We start from the raw sequence: 18,071 nt of genomic DNA, 5'->3' as shown, positions 1-18,071 counted from the left end.
ATCGATCATCCAGGCCGGAGCGGTAATGACATGCCCGGGCGCGACGACGAGATGAATGATCCGGCCGTTGGCGCGCTCTTCGCTGTTCTCGCAGCGAAGCCGACGTCCGAAATACGGGTGCCAACGGTAATGGACCTCGACCTCCTGCCCAACATGGGCAGAATGACCCCGAGATGTCGAAGTCTCGCAGACAGTTCCTATTCGCGCTAAATGACACGAAGGATCTTCAGCCCGGATTGAGCCTCGCTCACCGGAGGCCGCAGTTCTAGCTGTTGACGAACGCCATCAGCAATTCCGGTTCGGGTACGGGCGCCCGTACTACATTCAATTGACCTCGGTACCGGCGTTCGCCGGCCCCGATTACAAAGCCGCTGGCGATCGGTACTTCGCCGTTGGCGTCGAGTTGGGCAAAAATGTCGGCGACAGGGAGATCCAGCGCCAGCTTGAGATCTAGTCGTGCATCATTGTTTGGTCCGATCGGCAACTGACGCTTGACGAATTGCTGGAAAGAAGCATTGAAAGTCAGGATCTTCTTCGATGACGCCAAGGCAAAAGCGGGCGAGGGGCAGGCAAGCAATATGGCATTGATCGTCCTGATCGATGCAAGCTTCCGCAGGGCCATGTTTTCATCCGCCAGCCCGTGTATGCAAGCCACCCGAATCGCCGATGTCAGGTTACCAGTCTTGGTCGGGCTATCGGCGATCTCCTCGATCAGCATGCCGATTGTGCATTTCCTACTTTCAGCCATCTGCTTCAGAGATATCCAGAAAGCCTTTTCCAGACGAATGCCGCGGCGTATGCCGCCACGCGCGACGACCCGGAATTCCAGCCCGAAATCCTCTTTTGTGATCGTTAGAAGCAGCCGATCACGATTGATGGGAGGAGAGGTGGCGCTAGCGCTCACTCATGGTCTCCTGACGCGCCTTGTTGATCGGCTTTAAAAGGTAACTCAGAATCGCCTTGCGTCTTGATGTCTACTGAGCACATTATGCCCGGGATGGTTGAATAAGTCTCGCCATCCCTCGCGAGCGCCGATTTGTCCGCCGCGACACGAACCTGGTAAAAGGCTCCCCCGTTTTTCTGATCGACCAAACTGTCGGCGATCATGCTAGAGACCTTGCCTTCGATGCCGCCGGAGATCGAGAGGTCGTAAGCGGTGACCTTTATCAGCGCCTCGCGGTGGTCGGGACGAATAGACGACATCGCGTAGCGAGACCCACACTTCGATCAGCAAGGTTTCGTGGGTTGGCACGATGTCAGCCACGAGCACCAGGCTGGACGAAGGCACCGTCGTCCACCCGACAAAAACGACGAAAAGCGCTCCCAGAACGAATATGGACGCCGACGCGCAAAGCGGCGGACGATCTTCTCTGGCAAGCATTCTCCACGCCCCCTTACCCCGCTTCTAATCGATCTTGCGGTAATAGACCTTGCCGTCAGGCTGCTCTATGCGCCGGTAGGAGGAGCTTGGGGCAGGGGGCACCGCTGCTGCGATCTTCCTTTTGGGCGGGCGTGGTGCTTCGACGATATTGCGTTCGGTCGCTTCTTCACCATCGAGATCGCTGACCGGCTCCGCCGTGGCGCTGGTCGTCTCAACAAAAGGCTCCGCCACGGTAGAAACGTCGTCGTTGACCAGCGGCAAGTTCTGTTCTATCCGAGCAATGCTGCCGTTGATCTGGATGAAGCTACCCTGCAGTTGATTGTCCAGTTTTTCAAACCGGCTTTGAAAGCCGTTATTGACCATGTCGAGCCGGGCCGCAATCCGTTGCTCGAACGATCCGAGCTGTTCCAGCCTCCCTTCGACAGAGCGCAGGTCGTTGATGCCGCGGAAGAGATAGACCGCGCCTATTAAATTTGCGGCTGTGATCAGCAAGGTGCCTGCAGCAACAACCCCGATCATCCTGGCATTGCTCGGTTTCCCAGCGACAACTTGCTCTATAGCTTGGGTCGCCGGCCCAATGTCGATCGCCGGCATGTCCGGGTCGCTAATCATCGTCATTGGACCACCACCTTTGCACCGACCGAGACGCGCCTGAAAAGATCGATCACATCGGTGTTGGTAAGACGAAAGCATCCCGATGTGCCGTCGAAGCCAACGCCTGAAGGGTCGTTGGTGCCGTGTATGCGATAAAGCGTGTCGTGCCCGTCTCGGGATAAGTAGAGCGCCCGTGCGCCGAGCGGATTGTAGGGACCGGCCGGCACCATCTCCGGCAGCTCCGGCTGGCGCGCGCGCATTTCTCTCGGTGGGCGCCATTCCGGCCATTCGGTCTTCGCCCCCACTTCCACGGTGCCGGTCCAGCCAAATCCGTCACGCCCGACGCTGATTTGATAGCGCAGCGCCTCACCCTCTCGGGTCACAAGATAGAGCGCCTTCTCCTGCTTGCGGATAATGATCGTGCCCGGCTGTTCCGCGGTTTGGAAAAAAACGAACTTGCGCAGGCTGGGGCCCATGGCTGGCAGCGGCGGCTGGTCCGATAGCCCGGATCGGGCATGGGCGCAGTCCCAGGACGATGCCGCCAATGCCAGGCCCATGATGCAGGCGCCCGCCAGCGTTGGAACGAAGCGATATCTACCGGGCAGTGTCATCGAGCCGCTCTTTGAACATCCGCTTCAGATCCTTGTTGAAGCGTGCCCGCCCGTCCACTTCGGAAGGCATGATGGCTCGGTTCAGCGCATCGGTCAGCAGCGCATTGTCCAAGGCAACCGATTTGATGTGCGGTGCCTTGAATATCTTTTCGAGTTCGCCGCGCGAAAAGTGATTGCCGAACCATTTGCTCTTGTGCTTGTTGGCGACCAGCGTGATGTTCACCGAATTGCCGCGCAAATCGCGGATCTTCTTGTAGAGCCGCTTGCCCTGCCGCAGCGAGGCGACGTTGAGCTCGAACACGATGAAGATCGCGTCGCTCGTGGAAAGCACAGGATTCTGCCAGGGAGTTTCGATGTTGGGCAGGTCGATGACGATGTCATCGAAGCGATAGGCGACGAGGTCCAGCAGCCGGAACACGAAATCTGCGCCCTGCGGCTCGAATGGCAGTTGCGGCCTTTCGAAGGCGTACAGCGTCAGGCCGGACGGGCGCGAGAGCTTGATGACATCCATCAGTTCGACATCGAGCCGTTCCGGCTGGCCGATGATGCCGGCAAGGTCGAACTGGTTGAACAGGTTGAGATAGGCGCCACAATTGGCGCTTTGGAAATCGAGGTCGACGAGGCAGGTCGAAGCTGCACGTTCGGTGGATTTCGAGGCCAGGAACTCCGCCGCTGATAAAGCGAGCGTCGTAGCGCCGGCGCCGCCGCTAGCGCCGATAAAGGTGATGATGCGGCTCTTGGTGCCCTGGTTGCCGGTGTCGTGGAAGGTGACCGCGTTCAGAAGCTCCTTGGCATCAAGTGGTTTGTGCAGCCAGTCCGAGGCGTTCATTCGCACCAGGATGCGCGTCTGTTCAGAGGTCAGTTCGTCGGAAACCGCAATCAGCGGCACGGCCGCCCACAGGGCGCGCCCTTCGATAATGCCAGGCTTGCCAAGCAGCTCGCCATTGGCAAGGTCGAGGATTACGATGCCCGGCCGCGTGTCGGGGGTCGGGCCTTTGAGAAAATCATCCGTTTCGGAAATCCGGACGTCATAGATCGCCAGCGCATCGAGCCGCGTCGCCACGTCATGCTTGAACTGCGAATCAGACGAGAACAGGGCGACCTGCTTTCGTTTGGTTGGGAGAACCTTCGTGTTGATGGCGTTCATGGTGATGTGCTCTTCAGGTCTTCGCCCGTAACCGTGCTTAGCATGGACGGCATGGTGAGGTTCGCAAAGCCCATCAGCCCTTGCAGAAAGAAGAACTGAAAGGTCACGTTTTGAAGACTTACGGTGATTGTTGGCACCGGTCCGCCCAGCCGGGTCTGATAGCTCAAGCCAGTGGCGCTGTAGGTGACCACCACGTTATCGCGGCGCAAGCGCGGAAAGAAATGGCACATCCCGGGCCGTTGATTTGCTGCGAGTGGGGGACAGGCATCATCGTTGGTGTTTGCCGTGTCCCCGCGGAAGATACGGCTGAAGTTGGCGGCATTGAATGTGCCGCCGTTGGTGCAAGCTCCTGTGCCAGCAGTATATCTGCAGACGAAGGGGCCATATGCCGCGGCAACGACTGGCGCACCCGGCGTCGTCGTCGGCGCCGCAGTTGCAAGGGCCGTCGCAATTGGGTCTGAAATCGAGGCCAGCCGGGCGCCGAGTTGGACCGCCTTGGTAGCAGCGTTCCATTGGTAGAAGGCGTGACCGAAATCGATGAAACCGAGGACAAGGGCAAACAGCAGCGTCGAAACGATGGTCATTTCGACCATCGCCGCGCCGTCGTCCGAATCCGCAAAACGCTTGAACATGGTCAGAACCGGATCAGCCGCTCCTCGTGAGAGCCGTTCAACGTGATCGGGCCGATGCCGATGATCGATAGCATGCCGACCCCGCCGTACGCCAAGGTACCCGCAGCCCTGACGATACAGACCTGCGCGGTGGTTGATCGATATTGCGCGACGCCGGCAACCACAGCGTCATGGCAGGAACCGGAGGCGGCGATTGTCACCGTCACATTCGATTTCTGCCAGCCGCTGACGCGTGCACTGCCTGTTCCCGCGGCATTGCCGAACACAGCGATGTTTGCAGCGATGTCGGCGCAGTTGATCGCCGCAAGCCCGGCTTGTGTATACAATTGGCTGTTGCAGCGCGCGGCGAAGCGGCTTGCATCTGAAAGTCCGGCCTCCATCAAGAGTTTTTCGTGAATCAGATTGCCGAACTCGAACACGCCACCCGCCAAAATCAGCATCAGCGGCGTGATCAGCGTCATTTCGATGAGCACTGCACCGCGTTGATCGCATCGAAATCTATCGAGATGACGCAATAGCATTCCAATCATCGCCATCACCGGTAAAGCTGAGCTTCGTCGCGGAGGAAATTGTCTAGCGTGCCCTGGCCGCCACCCCCAGTAACGTCTACCAATTCAACCATCACGGATGCGTCTTCCGATGGCGACGCAACCGGTTCAGTCAGTAAAAAGCTTCCAAAAGCTTCCACCGGCAGATCCGTGCTGTGGCCGGACAGATCGCTGCCGGCAGCTTGGAGTGCATTGCAGTTCAGGATCGCACCGTAAATCAACCGACGGTCAACCGTCGTGACAGGGGGTTGGCAAGCTGCCGACGGGGTTCCGATCTCTCCACCAGTCGACGCCATGCCTACCAACCCGGCCGATATCTCGTAACGGTAGACCTGATAGCGCGTCGGCTTGGTCGTATTCCATGAAGATGGGTAGGCAGCGGAACCAAAGTTGGTGCTCCAGTAACCAGAGAAATTCCAATTTCCATCGCCCATTCGGCCGCCGAGGTATGGAGTGGTCGCGTCGCGTGGAAGGCCCATTGTTCCAGCTTGGGTGAATGAAAGTTGATTCATGGAAGGACATTGGTTTGCGCTTCCTCGGGTCTTGATTGCCCCTTTGCGGACGTTCGCGGCTGGACCGTATTCAGCACTATTGAAATGGTTGCCGCTGGCTGCAATGCCGAAACGAACATTGAAGGCGTCTTGCACTGGGCCGGCGTTCTGGCCAGTTTTCGTGCTAACGTTGGCGGAACTGTAGCAACCAATCGGCCTTGATGTTGCAATCGTCTGAGCGAGGGCTTGAGCACCGTTCCCCACACCGGCCGGAGGTTCGAGGAAGCCGAAGTTACCAGGGCCAGCGGCAGCCCCATTTCCGACCTTCCTCAGTTCGATCAGTCGACGATGTACAGCCGGGTTGGAGACGGCCTGCTCAAGTGTGAATCCGCCCGCTGCATTCGTGCCGTTCACCGTCTCGTAAGGGTTGCACATAAAAACCGGCGTGAAATCGCACACGCCGGAAGTGAAGCCCGCCACAGCGACTGCGCCGACATTGAAATTGTTGCTGGCGCTGGATGACAAGAAGGAAGCCGGGAAGATTGCAGCAAACCCGACCGGGGCTACAGTGACTTCAACAAAACGGGCAAGTTTGGCGTCATTCAGCTCGTCGGTGATCACATTGGCCGGCACAATCGGGAGATTGTCGGTGGCCGGCAATGAGCGAAGATATCGGCGGGTCACTCCGGCGGAAGCGAGCGTTTGAGGAGGGCCGGCGGTCGAGAAGGTGTATCGATTGCTTACCAGCGTAGCGATCGCCCTATCAGCACGGCTGATAGAGCCCGACGTGCCGTCCAGCTCAGCCGCGCCTGCCAGGGCAAACGCATCAGCCCCCTTCTGCAGATCGTTATGCAGATTGTTGAGCCGGCTCATGTCGATCACCAGCAGAGAAAATCCGATGATCGCCGGCAGCATGACGCTGACCAGTATCAGCGCTATTCCCCTCTGATCGTGCCAGAACGCGCGAATAATACGCAGCATGGCCTTGCTCTTTTGCTCCTTGACGCCAGGATCCCTTGTTTACCTGACGCGCTGATCCTTCTGTTCAATCCGCCGTGTCTTGCGGCGTCCCGACATTGACCGTGATGGCCGGCGGCGGCGGTGGTGGCGGTGGAAACTTGTAACTCTGGGCAAGAGCAGCAGCGCGCGCGCCGTCCCCTTCAATGGCGGTCTTTTTCGACGCCGGATTGAGCGGATCGACCGTCTGCAGAAGCGAATTGTATTTCTGGGTGTCGCCTGCGGCCAGTGTCACCGTGTCGTAGCGGTTTAGATAGTCGGCGCAGCCCGCCAGCCCGCTGGCACACAAAAGCATGATCAACACCCTATTTCTTGACATAGATCATCTTGTCCTTGGATTTCAGGTCGAGCATGTGGCCATAGGGGCCGACGACGCCTTCGCCCAGTTCATATTTGCGCACCATGTCCTTGGTTACTTCCAGTTGGCCGAGCACGAAAAACTCCGGGTCGTTGGCCGGCCGTGTCTTGTCGAATGGGGTCGCCAGTTGCTCGCCGGGTTTCGCCGGGCGCACGATATGCGGGGTGACGATGACGACCAGTTCGGTCTCTTCCTTCTGATTGCTTGAATTGTGGAATAGCGCGCCGACGATCGGCACTTGGCCCAGCCATGGCACCTGCCTCTGGATTTTGGTATTCTTGCTGGACAAGAGCCCGCCGACTGCGAAACTCTGGCCGTCGCGCAACTCGACGACGGTCGCCAGCTTGCGGGTGGTGAAGATCGGGTCGCCAGCCGGCGTGAAGCCGTTCAGGTCGCTTACCTCCGGCGCTAGCTTGATATGGATCTTGTCGTCGTTGAGCACGATCGGCGTGAACTGCAGATTCACGCCGAACTGCTTGTACACAATGTTGATCTGGCCGTCGCTGTCGAGGCTGCGGATGGGTACTTCACCGCCGGCGTTGAAGCTGGCCGGCTCGCCGGAAAGCGTGGTGAGATTGGGCTCGGCCAACATGCGCACGACACCCTTTGCCTCAAGCGCCTCGATGATCAGATCGACCTTGATGTTGCTGTCGATGACGCGAGTGATCAGCGCCGCGAACGGATTGGTGTTCGAGAGCAGGCCAGTGAGCAGACCGCCCGGTCCGAGCACCACGTTATCTTCATCGACGGCGGCAATGCCCGTTCCAGTTCGGGTCGTTCCGCTGTTGTTCGTGCTCCTGATCGACACACCAAGGTCGCGACCGGCATTGCGCTTGGCCTCGAGCACGCGCACTTCCAGATTCACTTGCTGGCTGTCATCAACGGTAACGGCATTGATAATCGCGTCGGGACCGTATTGCTGGGCCACTTCCAGGATCGACGCCAGCGTCGCGCCGTCCTTCACATGCCCGCCGAGCCGGACCTTGCCATTGACCGAGCCGATATCGATCCGCGATCTGGGCGCTACCTGCCGAATTGCCTGCGCCATATCGTTGACGTCGACGCCGACCTCGATCTGGATTACGCCAAGCGAGCGCTTGTCTTCGGAAAAGAGATTGACGGTTGTGGTACCGGCGCCCTTGGCAATGACGTAGAGCGTCTTGTCGGTCATCGGCTGGGCATCTGCGATCTTCTCGTCGGCGACGACGATATCGCCAAGAGTGGCATTCACCTCAATCGTCAGCGATTGCGACATGGGCAGGAAGACACGATGGACCTTGGGGTTCGACACGTCGATACGGCGATCGGCTGCCGTAGCCTCAAGGCCGATCGGCAGTAATATCACCGAACAGGCCAGCGCGGCGGCTGCCAGTGTTTCCCGGACCGTTCGCATCTACATTCCCCCCTTTGGCGGCTCTTCGGACGCTCTTTATGCCAACATACCAGAGTTATCTTTGTCGCGGTACGTCATATTTTTCGAGCTTCACGCCCCGAAAAACGCCGATAGTCGCACGGGCTGACGGCTCCGGCTGCACATATTTGATCACTTCCTTAACGACCTCTTGCGCTTCGGGTGCCGAGGTCACGGCCGGAGCAGGCTTTGCTTTGCTCAAGTCGTCGAGCCGGCTTCCGACCTGTTCAACGGCCCGAGTCAGGCCATTGATCTTGTCGTCCGCGCGCTTGCGCTCGGCTGCCGCAGCAGCATCGGCCGTCGCCTGCCTGGCGAGTTCGGCCTGCCTGGCTGCGACGTCGGCCGGCGTTTCGCCGGTCAGGTCTGAAAGCGTGATGCGTTGGGTGATCTCGTCCTTGCCGGCGGCTGCCTGGCGAAGCGCCAGCGACAACTGGCCGGCGCCGGCGGCCAGCGTCAGCTTCTGGGCGTCCTTGATGCTAGCCTCGACGGTCACCGATTTCACCACCGTCGGGCTGTCCGTGCTTTCATCGGCGACCTGGTCGACGGCGAGTACCTTCATGCTCTGCAACAGCACGTCGACGAAACTCTGGTCCGCACCTCCAGGATTGTGCACGGTGCGCGTCAGGAGCACATCGACCCGATCCCCTGGGAAAACGAATCCTGCGACGCCGAGCACATCGTTGACTCTGATGGAAACAGCTTTCATGCCTTCGCCGAGCACCGCCGAAAGCGTGGCGCGCTGGCCGGGGCCGGTAATCTTGGTGGCGAGAACGGGTTCATTAGCGCCGATCGCCTGCAGCGCCTGCTTTGCGCCTTCGCCAGCGAGTAGATCTTTTGTCGTCTTGAAGGCACCGGCCGGAACCGCGCCCGCCGGCCATGTGATTTCACGCAGCTTGTCGGCCGACAGCGTGTCGCCGAATTTCAAAGATACCGCCGCCACCACGACGGTATCGCGCGGCACGTCCGTCTTCGCCATAGCGCTGCGTTGGCTGGTCAGCCAGATATTGGCGAGAACCACTGCGAGCACGCCGAATACGCCGGCGAGAACGATCATGATGACAGTGTTTGCACGCACTTTCTTTTCCCGCCAGACTCCGTTCACCCACCACCTGGATCGACGCCGGGGACCTTCCCGGCGTCAATGATAGGACTAAGCTATCACGGCAATAACGCGTAAAGCCCCGTCCATTGGGTGCTGACCCAGCCACCGACAAGAATAATCGTGGCGATCACCGCCACGGTGATGATGCCGAGTAGGATGGTATATTCGACCATGGCGGCGCCGTGTTCGTCGTCGCGGAACTGCCGGGTCATCGTCATGAGCTTTTTCATGCCAATTTCTCCCTTTGGAGGTTCAAACCCTGACGAGACGAGCCAAGGATGAAATCGCATACCTGAGCATCCTCCGTCGACCTAATCCTAGGGGCCGATAAAAAGCAGAGTCAAATATGTTAGTGGTTCTTTAACTTATTTATACCTGTGCTATGCCTGAAATGGTAATATCGTTTCGAGGTCTCTCTGCAGCAAGACGTTGATTCTGCCTGCTTTTCGCCCGTCTTTAACCATCCGTTCACAATTTCGCCGCGTCTGTGGCAGAAGCGAGGCGATATTAGCAGATAGGCATATGCCATTATATCCAAGGGCTTGCCAGAGCCCGTAAGGGCCATCGTGGCCAAAAAGACGCAGGGCGATGTTTTGGCAGACCCTTGTATATTTACGGTCGGACGCCTCGTTCGAATAGATGAGATGTTTTTTCGACCTGGATGTTAAATATGCAAGAAGTATTGAGTTCGGGAACGTGCTCGGTGCCTGCCGTCTTGCGGGGGTATTCCCCCCAAGGCGTGTCCAAAGGGGTAGCGCAAAATGCTGGGCCGATTCACGAAAGGGCCAAGCGAGCCGCGGGTCGAGCCGAAGCTTGATCCGATCGTGCCGGCAGTCCCCGTACTGTCCCGTTCTGCGGAATTCGAATCGCCGGGGGATGATTTCCTTACGCTCAAGGTCGAGCTCCACCGCCACTTGATTGATCGCTTCAACCTGACGGCCCTTGAAAGTGCGTCCAAGGAGGAAATCCTGAACGAGATCCGCCCCATAGTGCGGGAATTCGTTCGTGCTCGCAACGTGCCGCTTAACGCCCGCGAACTTGACCAATTGACCAGCGACACCGCTGACGAGATGCTCGGGCTGGGTCCGATCGAGCCTTTGCTCAAGGATGATTCGATTTCCGATATTCTGATCAACACCCACAAGCGAGTCTTCATCGAGCGGCGTGGAGTCATAGAGGAGACGGCGATCCGCTTTCGCGATGAAGCCCATCTGCTACGTGTCATCAACAAGATCGTCTCGGCTATCGGCCGGCGTGTCGATGAATCGGCGCCAATGGTCGATGCGCGGCTGGAAGATGGGTCGCGAGTCAATATAGCTGTGCGGCCGATCTCGGTGGATGGCCCGCTGGTCTCGATTCGCAAGTTCTCCAAGAACCCCTATTCGCTCGAACGTCTGATGGCGTTTAATTCGATCCGGCAACCGATGGTCGACCTGTTGCGCATTGCCGTGCAGGCCCGCAAGTCGATCCTGGTTTCGGGCGGCACAGGCAGCGGCAAGACGACCCTGCTCAATGCCCTGTCGAGCTACATCCCAGCCAGGGAGCGCCTGATCACCATTGAGGACGCAGCGGAACTGCAACTGCAGCAGCCGCATGTGGGCCGTCTCGAGACGCGTCCGCCCAATGTTGAGGGAAAGGGCGAAGTTCGCCAGCGCGAATTGCTAAAAAATGCGCTTCGCATGCGGCCGGATCGCATCATCGTCGGCGAGGTGCGCGGCGAGGAAGCCTTCGACATGCTGCAGGCTATGAACACCGGCCATGAAGGTTCAATGACCACCATTCATGCCAACACGCCCCGAGATGCGATATCGCGATTGGAACAGATGGTCGGTATGGCCGGCATGCCGATGAGCCACGATTCAATACGGGCTCAGATTGCCTCGGCCATCGACATCATTGTGCAGACGCAACGGCTTTCCGATGGTGGAAGGCGGGTTGTTTCCATATCAGAACTCACCGGTATGGAAGGCAATGTCGTACAGGTTCAGGAACTTTACCATTTCGTCCGCCGCGATGTGACTGCCGAGGGCCAGATCGTTGGTGAATTTCGGGCGACCGGCATTCGTCCGCGCTTTGCCCAGGAAGCGGCGACCCTTGGCCATCAGTTCGCCAAGGACGCGTTCAACCCACAGGTCCCGCTCTAATGTTGACCGGCCAGACATTGCTCTACTTCATCTATGTACTGGCGGCTGCGTCGCTCATCCTCGCGGCCGAGGCTCTGTATGTGACTTACTCCAAGCGGCGCTCAACGGTCAGCACGATCAACCGTCGACTGAAGCGGCTCGCCGACGACGCTCCGGCCGAACAGACCTTGCAGCGATTGCTGCAAGAACGTGGGCTTACCAGCTCGGGCGACTTTCTTTTCAATGCGGTTGGCCTGAACAGGCTGTACACGCAATCCGGCGTTACCGGAAATCCGCTGTCGTTCGTCGCGACATTTGCTCTCGGTGGACTGGCCCTGGCACTGGTATTTGCGTTCCTGCTGCACTTCTCCGCCGTGGCTTCGTTTATCATCTTTCTGCTCATCGTATTCCTCCTGCCGTTTCTGGTTCTCCGCCGCGCGCGCGCCAGGCGAATCCAGAAATTCGCCAAGCAATTGCCGGATGCCCTTGAGATGATCGTGCGTTCGCTGCGTGCCGGTCATCCGACTTCCGTGGCTATAAGCCTTGTCGCACGAGAAATGCCTGATCCGCTGGGCACCGAATTCGGCATTGTTTCCGACGAGATCACCTTTGGCCTCAGCCTTGAAAACGCGGTGCGAAAACTCTCGCAGCGCGTCGGTTTCGAAGGTCTGCATTTGCTGTCGGTGTCGCTGTCGATTCAGGCCAAGACCGGCGGCAACCTTACCGAAATTCTGTCGAATCTCTCAGTGGTGCTGCGCGAAAGGCAGAAACTCAGGTTGAAGATTAGGGCGCTCTCTGCCGAGGGGCGAATGTCCGCGTGGATCATTTCCCTATTTCCTCTTTTGATGCTCGCCATCCTCACGGGCCTAGCCCCCAGCTACTACGGTGATGTATGGGGCAGCCCGTTGATCATGCCGGTGTTCTTGGTTTTCGGGTTCTGGGCGCTGCTCGGCGACTTCATCATGTACCGTATGGTCAATTTCGATTTTTGAGCGATCGGAGCTATAGAAGTTGTGACCCAGGATCTGAGCCTTCTGGTGTCCATCGCCGTCTTCCTGGCGGCCGTAGCGCTGTTTCTGGTGGGCGCGCTCGTCGTCTTGCCGGCGCTGCAGACGAGGAAACTGGTTGCGCAAAGCCTGCTGGCAGAGGGCATTCCCAACCGCCGCTCGCTTTTGGGCCAGGAAGAACTGGCCAAGATTTCAGCACAGCGGCCGGTCGACGCCTATTTCAGATCGATCGAAAAAGAACGTGACGAGCCCAGCGCGCTGGACGCAAAACTCTTTCGCGCCGGCTTCTATCAGTCAAGCGCGCCATTGATCTATACTCTGTCACGCCTTGGCGCGGTCTGTCTTGGCTTTTCCGTGACGTATGCGCTCCTGTCGCGGATGTTGCCACCCGAACTTCCCGGTCTTGTCGCCTTTGCAGGCTCTGCCCTGCTTGGGCTGGGATGCATCGTGATTCCGAGCATCGCTCTCGATCGGTTCGAAAAGGGACAAAAACAGATATATCGTCGTGGCTTTCCGGATTTCATGGACATGATGATCACCTGTGCCGATGCCGGCATGAGCCTCGAAGCGGCTGTCGAGCGTGTCGGCAGCGAACTGGCTGGCACCCATAGATGGCTCGGCATCCAACTCGCAATCATGAATCTTCAGTTGCGCGCGGGCAAGCCGTTGCGCGAGGCCCTGCGCGAATTATCCGACCGCGTTGGACTGGAGGAGGCGCGCGCGCTGGCTGTGCTGTTCCGTCAATCGGAAGAGCTCGGTACCAGTTTGACGGACGCCTTGCGCGTCTACAGCGACGAAATGCGGGGACAAAGAATTCTCTTCGCCGAGGAACGCGCCAATGCTTTGCCTGTCAAGATGATGATACCGCTGGGGCTGTGCATCTTTCCTGTTGTGATGATGGTCGTGATGCTTCCGGTGATCATTCGAATGAAGGGCATTTTCTTCTAGACAGGGATGTGCTTTGGTCAGGGGACGGGATCGGCAAGATCCCTGGGGGATAAAATGAAAAGGCCAATGTGCCTCGTTGCCGCTGCCAGTTTGCTGGTTGTCGTGCTTTCCGGTTGTCAGTCGAATGCGACGGACCCAACGGGGGTCGTCCGCACTAACGAGCCGGCGAAAGTGGAGCTTACTGCCTTCGGCGATGCCTTCGACGGACTGAAGACGGTCAGCGACGTCGAATATTATGCCTCCGACCAAGCCGTTGCCGAAGCCAAGAACCAGTTTCGCTCGGAAAATTATGGCAATGCGGGCGCCCTGTTCTACAAGGCGACGCAACTCGCCCCCAACGACGGTGCCGCATGGCTGGGCCTCGCCGCCTGCAGCGACCGCATCCACCGCTTCGATCTCGCCGACAGGGCCTATGGCCAGGCCTTCCGGCTCATTGGGCCAACGCCCGAATATTACAACAATGTCGGCTATTCCTATCTGCTGCGCGGCAAGCTGCAGGACGCGCGCAGTAATTTCCTCAAAGCATACGAACTGGCTCCCAATGATCCGACCGTCGGCAACAATTTGCGACTCCTGTCGTCCAGCGTGAAGAATCTCGAACGGTAAGGCGCTAGCATGTTGCTTGCCGGAGCGCTGCTGATGAAGGGGCTAGCGGTTCCTTTGCTGGCAAGGATTGCATGGCTCGACTTCACGACCCAAAAAATATCTAACCGTGACGTGCTGCTGCTTTTGTGTCTTGGGCTGGGTTCGCTGCAGGTTATGTCGATCCTCAGCGGGTCGTGGTGGGACATGGGCCTGAGCGCGGTTGCCGGCCTACTGCTGTTCGTGGCGCTTTTCTTGTTGTGGGCCATGCGCAAGGTCGGCGCTGGCGATGTCAAACTGATGGCTGTGGTTTCGTTTCTGATCGGCGGCGGCGGGCTCCTGGTGTTTTCCGTGCTGTTGCTGGTCTTCGCCTTTGCGACCGCGTTAGTCGTGAAGAATCCCTTGATGCTGCCCGAAGGGGCCTTCCGCGTCTACGTTCAGCATCTGGACCGCAAAGGCGTCGTCCCCTTCGGCGTGCCGATCTCGATCGCTGCTATCTGCACGCTGGCGCTACAGATCTATGGCAACGCACGGTTCTAGTGGTTAAGATCTAACGATTGGTACCCGATCGTAAGCGCGGCCACATCGCGAGCGCCTCCGTCTTCCTATCGGAAGAAAGGTCTGACGCCATCTTGCCGCAAATGTTATAGCTAGCGATCCGTCCTCGATCGAAGAAGGATCGCATCAATGGACGATTGGAGAATCGGGAATATCTGGGTAACCAGAATTCTGGAGATGTGCGACCCTCTGCGGACGCCGTCGGAATGGTTCCCCGACTGCACCGACGAAGCACTCGAACCGCATCTTCATTGGCTCACGCCCCGATTGATATCGCCGGCAACCGGCCGGCTTATTCTTCCCATCCAGAGTTTTCTGGTTCGTACCGGCCACCACACCATTCTGGTCGACAGTTGCGTCGGCAACGACAAGACGTGCGCATACTTCCGGCATTGGCATCGCCGCAATGACGGCACCTTTTTGGCGCGCCTGGCGAATGCAGGTGTTGCTCGCGAGCAGATCGACTATGTGCTGTGCACCCATCTTCATATCGACCATTGCGGCTGGAACACACGATTGGTGGACGGGCGTTGGATACCGACATTCCCGAACGCCCGCTACATCATGGCGCGGCGCGAGTTCGAGGCCGCACAGGCCGCCTCCGGCGATGCCGACGAACGGACCTATGAGGACAATGTGCTGCCAATCGTCGAGGCTGGTCGGGCTGTGCTTGTCGATATGGATTATGAACTCGATGGCGAAGTGTGGCTGGAGCCGACGCCGGGCCACACCCCGGGGCACGTAGCCATCGGCCTGAGATCTCGAGGCGTAGGGGCAGTGTTTTCCGGCGATCTCATGCATTGGCCGATGCAATGCATATACCCCGACTGGAGCTTTCGGTACGACACGGACCCTGACCAGGCACGTCGGACGCGGTGGGCATTCCTGGAGGCTTGCTCGGACAATGGACGTATCGTCATGACATCGCATTTTCCCTTGCCGTCGGTGGGAACTATCTCGCGACGCCAGTCATCATTCTGGTTCGAGGATCATCAGCCGCCGTAATCGCCGAGGACGCCGACCACGCGCTCGGACCCGAGGTGGCCGAGCGCGTGGCGGCGCTGACGCTTGTCAATCTGCCAGGCGAGACGACGCACTGGACCGCCGACATGATGGCGCAAGCGGCTGGCATCAGCGCAAGCGCTGTGCGTCGCATCTGGAAGGCGCACGGGCTGCAGCCCAACCGCTGGCGCCAGTTCAAGCTCTCCAGCTAGCCCCAGTTCGTCAACAAGCTGCGCGACGTCGTCGGCCTCTATGTCGATCCGCCGGCTCACGCAATCATGCTGTCGGTCGACGAGAAGAGCCAGATCCAGGCGCTCGACGGCACCCAGCCCGGCCTGCCCATGAAGAAGGGAAGGCTCGGCACCATGACCGACGACTATAACCGGCATGGCACGACCACCCTGTTTGCCGCCCTCAACGTGCTCGACGGCACCGTTATCGGCAAGAACATGCAGCGGCATCGCCATCAGGAGTTCATCCGCTTCCTCGACGCCATCGAGGCGCAAATGCCGGCCAGCAAGGCCGTCCACGTCGTCGTCGACAACTACGCCGCCCACAAGCACCCCAAGGTGCGCGCTTGGCTCGACCGCCATCAGCGCTTCACCTTCCACTTCACGCCGACGTCGTGCTCGTGGCTCAACGCGGTCGAGGGTTTCTTCGCCAAGTTGTCGAAGCGTCGCCTCAAGCGCGGCGTCTTCCATTCCGTTGTCGACCTCCAAGCGGCAATCAACCGCTTCCTCGTAGAGCACAACCAGCAACCCAAACCCTTCTCTTGGATCGCCGACCCCGACAAGATCATTGCCGCCGTCAAACGCGGGCACCAAGCGTTAGATTCCATCCACTAGGCGGGCTCTCAGCCTGACGGTTTGGCGCGCAAATTACCTTTTCAACTAATCTCCGAGAACCATTAGCTTGCGCTCAAATTGGCGAAGTGCTTGGATTGCGTCTTGCCGGCGGGACGCCGTATGGACATTCTGAATATCAAAGCGCTCTTAATTGCGGTTCTGATCTTCGTTCCGATCGAATACCTGTTCGCTCTGCGCCCCCATCAAAAGATACTCAGGAAAGCCTTTTTCAACGATCTCATCTATGCGCTGTTTAATGGCATCCCGATAAGCCTTGGCCTGATCGCGGCTATCACGCTAGCAACGAGCACGGTGGGGCGGCTGGTGCCGGCCTATGTCGGCAGCGCAGTATCATCGCAACCTGTTTGGCTCCAGGTATCAGAGATCATTGTCATTGCGGATGTTGGCTTTTACCTGGCCCACCGCACCTTTCACGCCGTTCCGTTTTTGTGGCGCTTCCATTCGATTCATCATAGCATTGAAGAACTGGACTGGTTGGCGGCGCACAGGATTCATCCTGTTGACCAGGCTCTGACAAAGAGCGCGTCGCTCGTGCCTGTATATCTGCTGGGTTTCAGCAGTCCGGCGATCGCCCTGTTTGCAATAATTTTTCACGTCCACGGACTTTTGCTGCACGCCAACGTCAGGCTGAACATCGGCCCGCTTCGGTGGTTGATCGCGTCACCCCAGTTCCATCATTGGCATCACGCTCACGAGCGCGCGGCATACGACAAGAACTTCGCAGGTCAACTTTCATTGATCGATGCGCTCCTCGGAACCATGTACCTGCCCGGTAACGCTGTCCCGGAGCGCTATGGCGTCGATGATCCGATTCCATCAACTTACGTCGAGCAACTCGCCTATCCAGTGATCCCGAAGGGCAGAATCAATGAAGCTCCCTCCACCAGAGATACGTGATTTCGTCGGGCGTGCAACGATGACACTCTACTTCACGTTCTGCGCGACTTTGAAGGCCGAAACGTTCTTGGTAGCTCTTGCCGGCGCAGAATGGACAGTGGCGTGGATTATCGATCTCACCGCAGATGTCGCCGCTGGCGGCTTTCTCGTGCTCATCGTTGGAATGACAGTGGCGCGTCTTCCGCCCCTGGGAACAGCGCAGGGAATTGAACCGCGAATCTCCGCGCTCATCGGATGCTTTGCCACCGCAACTTTGATCGCGGTCCCTCGCACCCAGGCAGCTCCGCAGATCGAGTTTGTTGCGGACCTGACCACCATAGTTGGTTTCGCGCTTTGCATCTTGTGCCTGTGGTGGCTCGGCAGATCCTTCAGCATCACTGCGCAGGCCAGACGGCTCGTCACGGCAGGCCCTTACCAGATCGTGCGCCACCCGCTCTATGTCTGCGAAGCGATCGTCCTGCTCGGCATTCTTCTCGGCAATGCGACATGGGCAACCGTCGCAATCTGCGCCATTGCCCTCGCTTTCCAATATCGGCGGCTCGTGAACGAGGAGAGGGTCTTGCGAGCGGTGTTCCCCGAATACAACGCGTATGGGCAGACCACGCCAATGCTCATTCCATCTTTATCCTCATTGTACTGGTGGCAGTGACTGTGCCCCATGCTGATCCGCAGTCTACTCGAAACCACTTAGTAATTATTGCCTTGGTTACAGCTCTTTTCGGGTTGATTGACATTTTGTGGCTGCCACTTTCTACAGTCGATTTTTCACCGAGGAACTGGATTGACATAGGCAAGG

Annotated in this window: 21 protein-coding genes and 1 pseudogene; 10 read left to right on the top strand and 12 right to left on the bottom strand. The window is 58.5% G+C overall.

Going from position 1 to position 18,071, the window contains the following annotated elements; translation table 11 throughout:
- The coding region (locus tag NKI08_RS16935) for a hypothetical protein (protein WP_352770983.1) at positions 1–210 on the top strand (210 nt) is incomplete at its 5' end.
- A 55-nt stretch (positions 211–265) separates the two neighbouring features.
- Here the strand turns inward: NKI08_RS16935 and NKI08_RS16930 are convergent.
- From NKI08_RS16930 to NKI08_RS16875, 12 genes are all read right to left on the bottom strand, one after another.
- Complete coding sequence (locus NKI08_RS16930; protein WP_352542689.1) at positions 266–904, bottom strand: ribbon-helix-helix domain-containing protein; 639 nt, start codon at positions 902–904, stop codon at positions 266–268.
- The gene (locus NKI08_RS16925) at positions 901–1,203 is read right to left on the bottom strand and encodes a beta-barrel domain-containing protein (protein WP_352770981.1); all 303 of its coding nucleotides are present in this window, start codon (positions 1,201–1,203) and stop codon (positions 901–903) included. The genes NKI08_RS16930 and NKI08_RS16925 overlap by 4 nt, the downstream gene beginning before the upstream one ends.
- A 202-nt stretch (positions 1,204–1,405) precedes the next feature.
- Entirely contained in the window at positions 1,406–1,999 is a 594-nt protein-coding gene (locus tag NKI08_RS16920; protein ID WP_352770979.1) for a hypothetical protein, read from the bottom strand.
- On the bottom strand, positions 1,996–2,586 hold the full coding sequence (locus NKI08_RS16915; RefSeq protein ID WP_352473004.1) for a L,D-transpeptidase: 591 nt from the start codon (positions 2,584–2,586) through the stop codon (positions 1,996–1,998). The genes NKI08_RS16920 and NKI08_RS16915 overlap by 4 nt, the downstream gene beginning before the upstream one ends.
- Positions 2,570–3,733, bottom strand: coding sequence for a CpaE/TadZ family protein (locus tag NKI08_RS16910; protein ID WP_352542686.1), 1,164 nt, complete (start codon positions 3,731–3,733; stop codon positions 2,570–2,572). Before NKI08_RS16910 ends, NKI08_RS16915 begins: the two co-directional genes overlap by 17 nt.
- The gene (locus tag NKI08_RS16905; RefSeq protein ID WP_352473002.1) at positions 3,730–4,365 is read right to left on the bottom strand and encodes a TadE/TadG family type IV pilus assembly protein; all 636 of its coding nucleotides are present in this window, start codon (positions 4,363–4,365) and stop codon (positions 3,730–3,732) included. The genes NKI08_RS16910 and NKI08_RS16905 overlap by 4 nt, the downstream gene beginning before the upstream one ends.
- A 2-nt stretch (positions 4,366–4,367) precedes the next feature.
- Positions 4,368–4,886 carry a TadE/TadG family type IV pilus assembly protein gene (locus NKI08_RS16900; RefSeq protein WP_352473017.1) on the bottom strand — a complete coding sequence of 173 codons (519 nt, stop codon included), beginning with the start codon at positions 4,884–4,886 and terminating at the stop codon, positions 4,368–4,370.
- Positions 4,887–4,900: 14 nt separating this feature from the next.
- Entirely contained in the window at positions 4,901–6,385 is a 1,485-nt protein-coding gene (locus NKI08_RS16895; protein WP_352770977.1) for a TadE/TadG family type IV pilus assembly protein, read from the bottom strand.
- Between the two features lie 64 nt (positions 6,386–6,449).
- Complete coding sequence (locus NKI08_RS16890) at positions 6,450–6,716, bottom strand: hypothetical protein (protein ID WP_352472999.1); 267 nt, start codon at positions 6,714–6,716, stop codon at positions 6,450–6,452.
- Positions 6,717–6,726: 10 nt separating this feature from the next.
- Positions 6,727–8,172: a type II and III secretion system protein family protein gene (locus tag NKI08_RS16885; RefSeq protein WP_352706322.1), complete on the bottom strand. Its 1,446-nt coding sequence runs from the start codon at positions 8,170–8,172 to the stop codon at positions 6,727–6,729.
- 55 nt (positions 8,173–8,227) lie between these two features.
- The gene (gene cpaB, locus NKI08_RS16880; RefSeq protein ID WP_352770974.1) at positions 8,228–9,265 is read right to left on the bottom strand and encodes a Flp pilus assembly protein CpaB; all 1,038 of its coding nucleotides are present in this window, start codon (positions 9,263–9,265) and stop codon (positions 8,228–8,230) included.
- Positions 9,266–9,348: 83 nt separating this feature from the next.
- On the bottom strand, positions 9,349–9,522 hold the full coding sequence (locus NKI08_RS16875; protein ID WP_352472996.1) for a Flp family type IVb pilin: 174 nt from the start codon (positions 9,520–9,522) through the stop codon (positions 9,349–9,351).
- Between the two features lie 531 nt (positions 9,523–10,053).
- Between NKI08_RS16875 and NKI08_RS16870 the strand changes: the two genes are divergently transcribed.
- The 9 genes and pseudogenes from NKI08_RS16870 to NKI08_RS16830 all read left to right on the top strand — a co-directional run bounded on the left by NKI08_RS16870 (position 10,054) and on the right by NKI08_RS16830 (position 17,924).
- A complete protein-coding gene (locus NKI08_RS16870) occupies positions 10,054–11,436 on the top strand; it encodes a TadA family conjugal transfer-associated ATPase (protein ID WP_352472994.1) in 1,383 nt (460 codons plus the stop codon).
- Positions 11,436–12,407, top strand: coding sequence for a type II secretion system F family protein (locus NKI08_RS16865; protein WP_352472993.1), 972 nt, complete (start codon positions 11,436–11,438; stop codon positions 12,405–12,407). The genes NKI08_RS16870 and NKI08_RS16865 overlap by 1 nt, the downstream gene beginning before the upstream one ends.
- A 45-nt stretch (positions 12,408–12,452) precedes the next feature.
- Positions 12,453–13,370, top strand: a complete 918-nt coding sequence (locus NKI08_RS16860; RefSeq protein ID WP_502898822.1) for a type II secretion system F family protein — start codon at positions 12,453–12,455, stop codon at positions 13,368–13,370.
- Between the two features lie 54 nt (positions 13,371–13,424).
- Entirely contained in the window at positions 13,425–13,976 is a 552-nt protein-coding gene (locus tag NKI08_RS16855) for a tetratricopeptide repeat protein (protein WP_352770971.1), read from the top strand.
- 9 nt (positions 13,977–13,985) lie between these two features.
- Positions 13,986–14,492: a prepilin peptidase gene (locus tag NKI08_RS16850; protein WP_352770969.1), complete on the top strand. Its 507-nt coding sequence runs from the start codon at positions 13,986–13,988 to the stop codon at positions 14,490–14,492.
- A gap of 147 nt (positions 14,493–14,639) precedes the next feature.
- Positions 14,640–15,515 carry an MBL fold metallo-hydrolase gene (locus NKI08_RS16845; protein WP_352770967.1) on the top strand — a complete coding sequence of 292 codons (876 nt, stop codon included), beginning with the start codon at positions 14,640–14,642 and terminating at the stop codon, positions 15,513–15,515.
- Between the two features lie 23 nt (positions 15,516–15,538).
- Positions 15,539–16,357 (top strand): annotated as a pseudogene (locus tag NKI08_RS16840) (IS630 family transposase); the annotation flags it as partial.
- Positions 16,358–16,477: 120 nt separating this feature from the next.
- A complete protein-coding gene (locus tag NKI08_RS16835; RefSeq protein WP_352770965.1) occupies positions 16,478–17,275 on the top strand; it encodes a sterol desaturase family protein in 798 nt (265 codons plus the stop codon).
- Between the two features lie 19 nt (positions 17,276–17,294).
- Complete coding sequence (locus NKI08_RS16830) at positions 17,295–17,924, top strand: methyltransferase family protein (protein ID WP_352770963.1); 630 nt, start codon at positions 17,295–17,297, stop codon at positions 17,922–17,924.
- Positions 17,925–18,071: the final 147 nt, after the last annotated feature.

The organism is Mesorhizobium sp. M0768 (assembly GCF_040320195.1).
GTDB lineage: Bacteria > Pseudomonadota > Alphaproteobacteria > Rhizobiales > Rhizobiaceae > Mesorhizobium.
Note: the sequence above shows the minus strand (reverse complement) of the source record. Positions and strands in the feature narration are given on the sequence as shown.

Bases quoted from the DNA above. Each gene is read 5' to 3' on its own strand.
- NKI08_RS16835 (WP_352770965.1), top strand. From the start codon at position 16,478: ATGGACATTCTGAATATCAAAGCGCTCTTAATTGCGGTTCTGATCTTC.
- NKI08_RS16920 (WP_352770979.1), bottom strand. From the start codon at position 1,999: ATGACGATGATTAGCGACCCGGACATGCCGGCGATCGACATTGGGCCG.
- NKI08_RS16905 (WP_352473002.1), bottom strand. From the start codon at position 4,365: ATGTTCAAGCGTTTTGCGGATTCGGACGACGGCGCGGCGATGGTCGAA.
- NKI08_RS16855 (WP_352770971.1), top strand. From the start codon at position 13,425: ATGAAAAGGCCAATGTGCCTCGTTGCCGCTGCCAGTTTGCTGGTTGTC.
- NKI08_RS16845 (WP_352770967.1), top strand. From the start codon at position 14,640: ATGGACGATTGGAGAATCGGGAATATCTGGGTAACCAGAATTCTGGAG.
- NKI08_RS16910 (WP_352542686.1), bottom strand. From the start codon at position 3,733: ATGAACGCCATCAACACGAAGGTTCTCCCAACCAAACGAAAGCAGGTC.
- NKI08_RS16875 (WP_352472996.1), bottom strand. From the start codon at position 9,522: ATGAAAAAGCTCATGACGATGACCCGGCAGTTCCGCGACGACGAACAC.
- NKI08_RS16895 (WP_352770977.1), bottom strand. From the start codon at position 6,385: ATGCTGCGTATTATTCGCGCGTTCTGGCACGATCAGAGGGGAATAGCG.
- NKI08_RS16885 (WP_352706322.1), bottom strand. From the start codon at position 8,172: ATGCGAACGGTCCGGGAAACACTGGCAGCCGCCGCGCTGGCCTGTTCG.
- NKI08_RS16830 (WP_352770963.1), top strand. From the start codon at position 17,295: ATGACACTCTACTTCACGTTCTGCGCGACTTTGAAGGCCGAAACGTTC.
- NKI08_RS16915 (WP_352473004.1), bottom strand. From the start codon at position 2,586: ATGACACTGCCCGGTAGATATCGCTTCGTTCCAACGCTGGCGGGCGCC.
- NKI08_RS16900 (WP_352473017.1), bottom strand. From the start codon at position 4,886: ATGCTATTGCGTCATCTCGATAGATTTCGATGCGATCAACGCGGTGCA.
- NKI08_RS16865 (WP_352472993.1), top strand. From the start codon at position 11,436: ATGTTGACCGGCCAGACATTGCTCTACTTCATCTATGTACTGGCGGCT.
- NKI08_RS16890 (WP_352472999.1), bottom strand. From the start codon at position 6,716: ATGCTTTTGTGTGCCAGCGGGCTGGCGGGCTGCGCCGACTATCTAAAC.
- NKI08_RS16925 (WP_352770981.1), bottom strand. From the start codon at position 1,203: ATGTCGTCTATTCGTCCCGACCACCGCGAGGCGCTGATAAAGGTCACC.
- NKI08_RS16870 (WP_352472994.1), top strand. From the start codon at position 10,054: ATGCTGGGCCGATTCACGAAAGGGCCAAGCGAGCCGCGGGTCGAGCCG.
- NKI08_RS16850 (WP_352770969.1), top strand. From the start codon at position 13,986: ATGTTGCTTGCCGGAGCGCTGCTGATGAAGGGGCTAGCGGTTCCTTTG.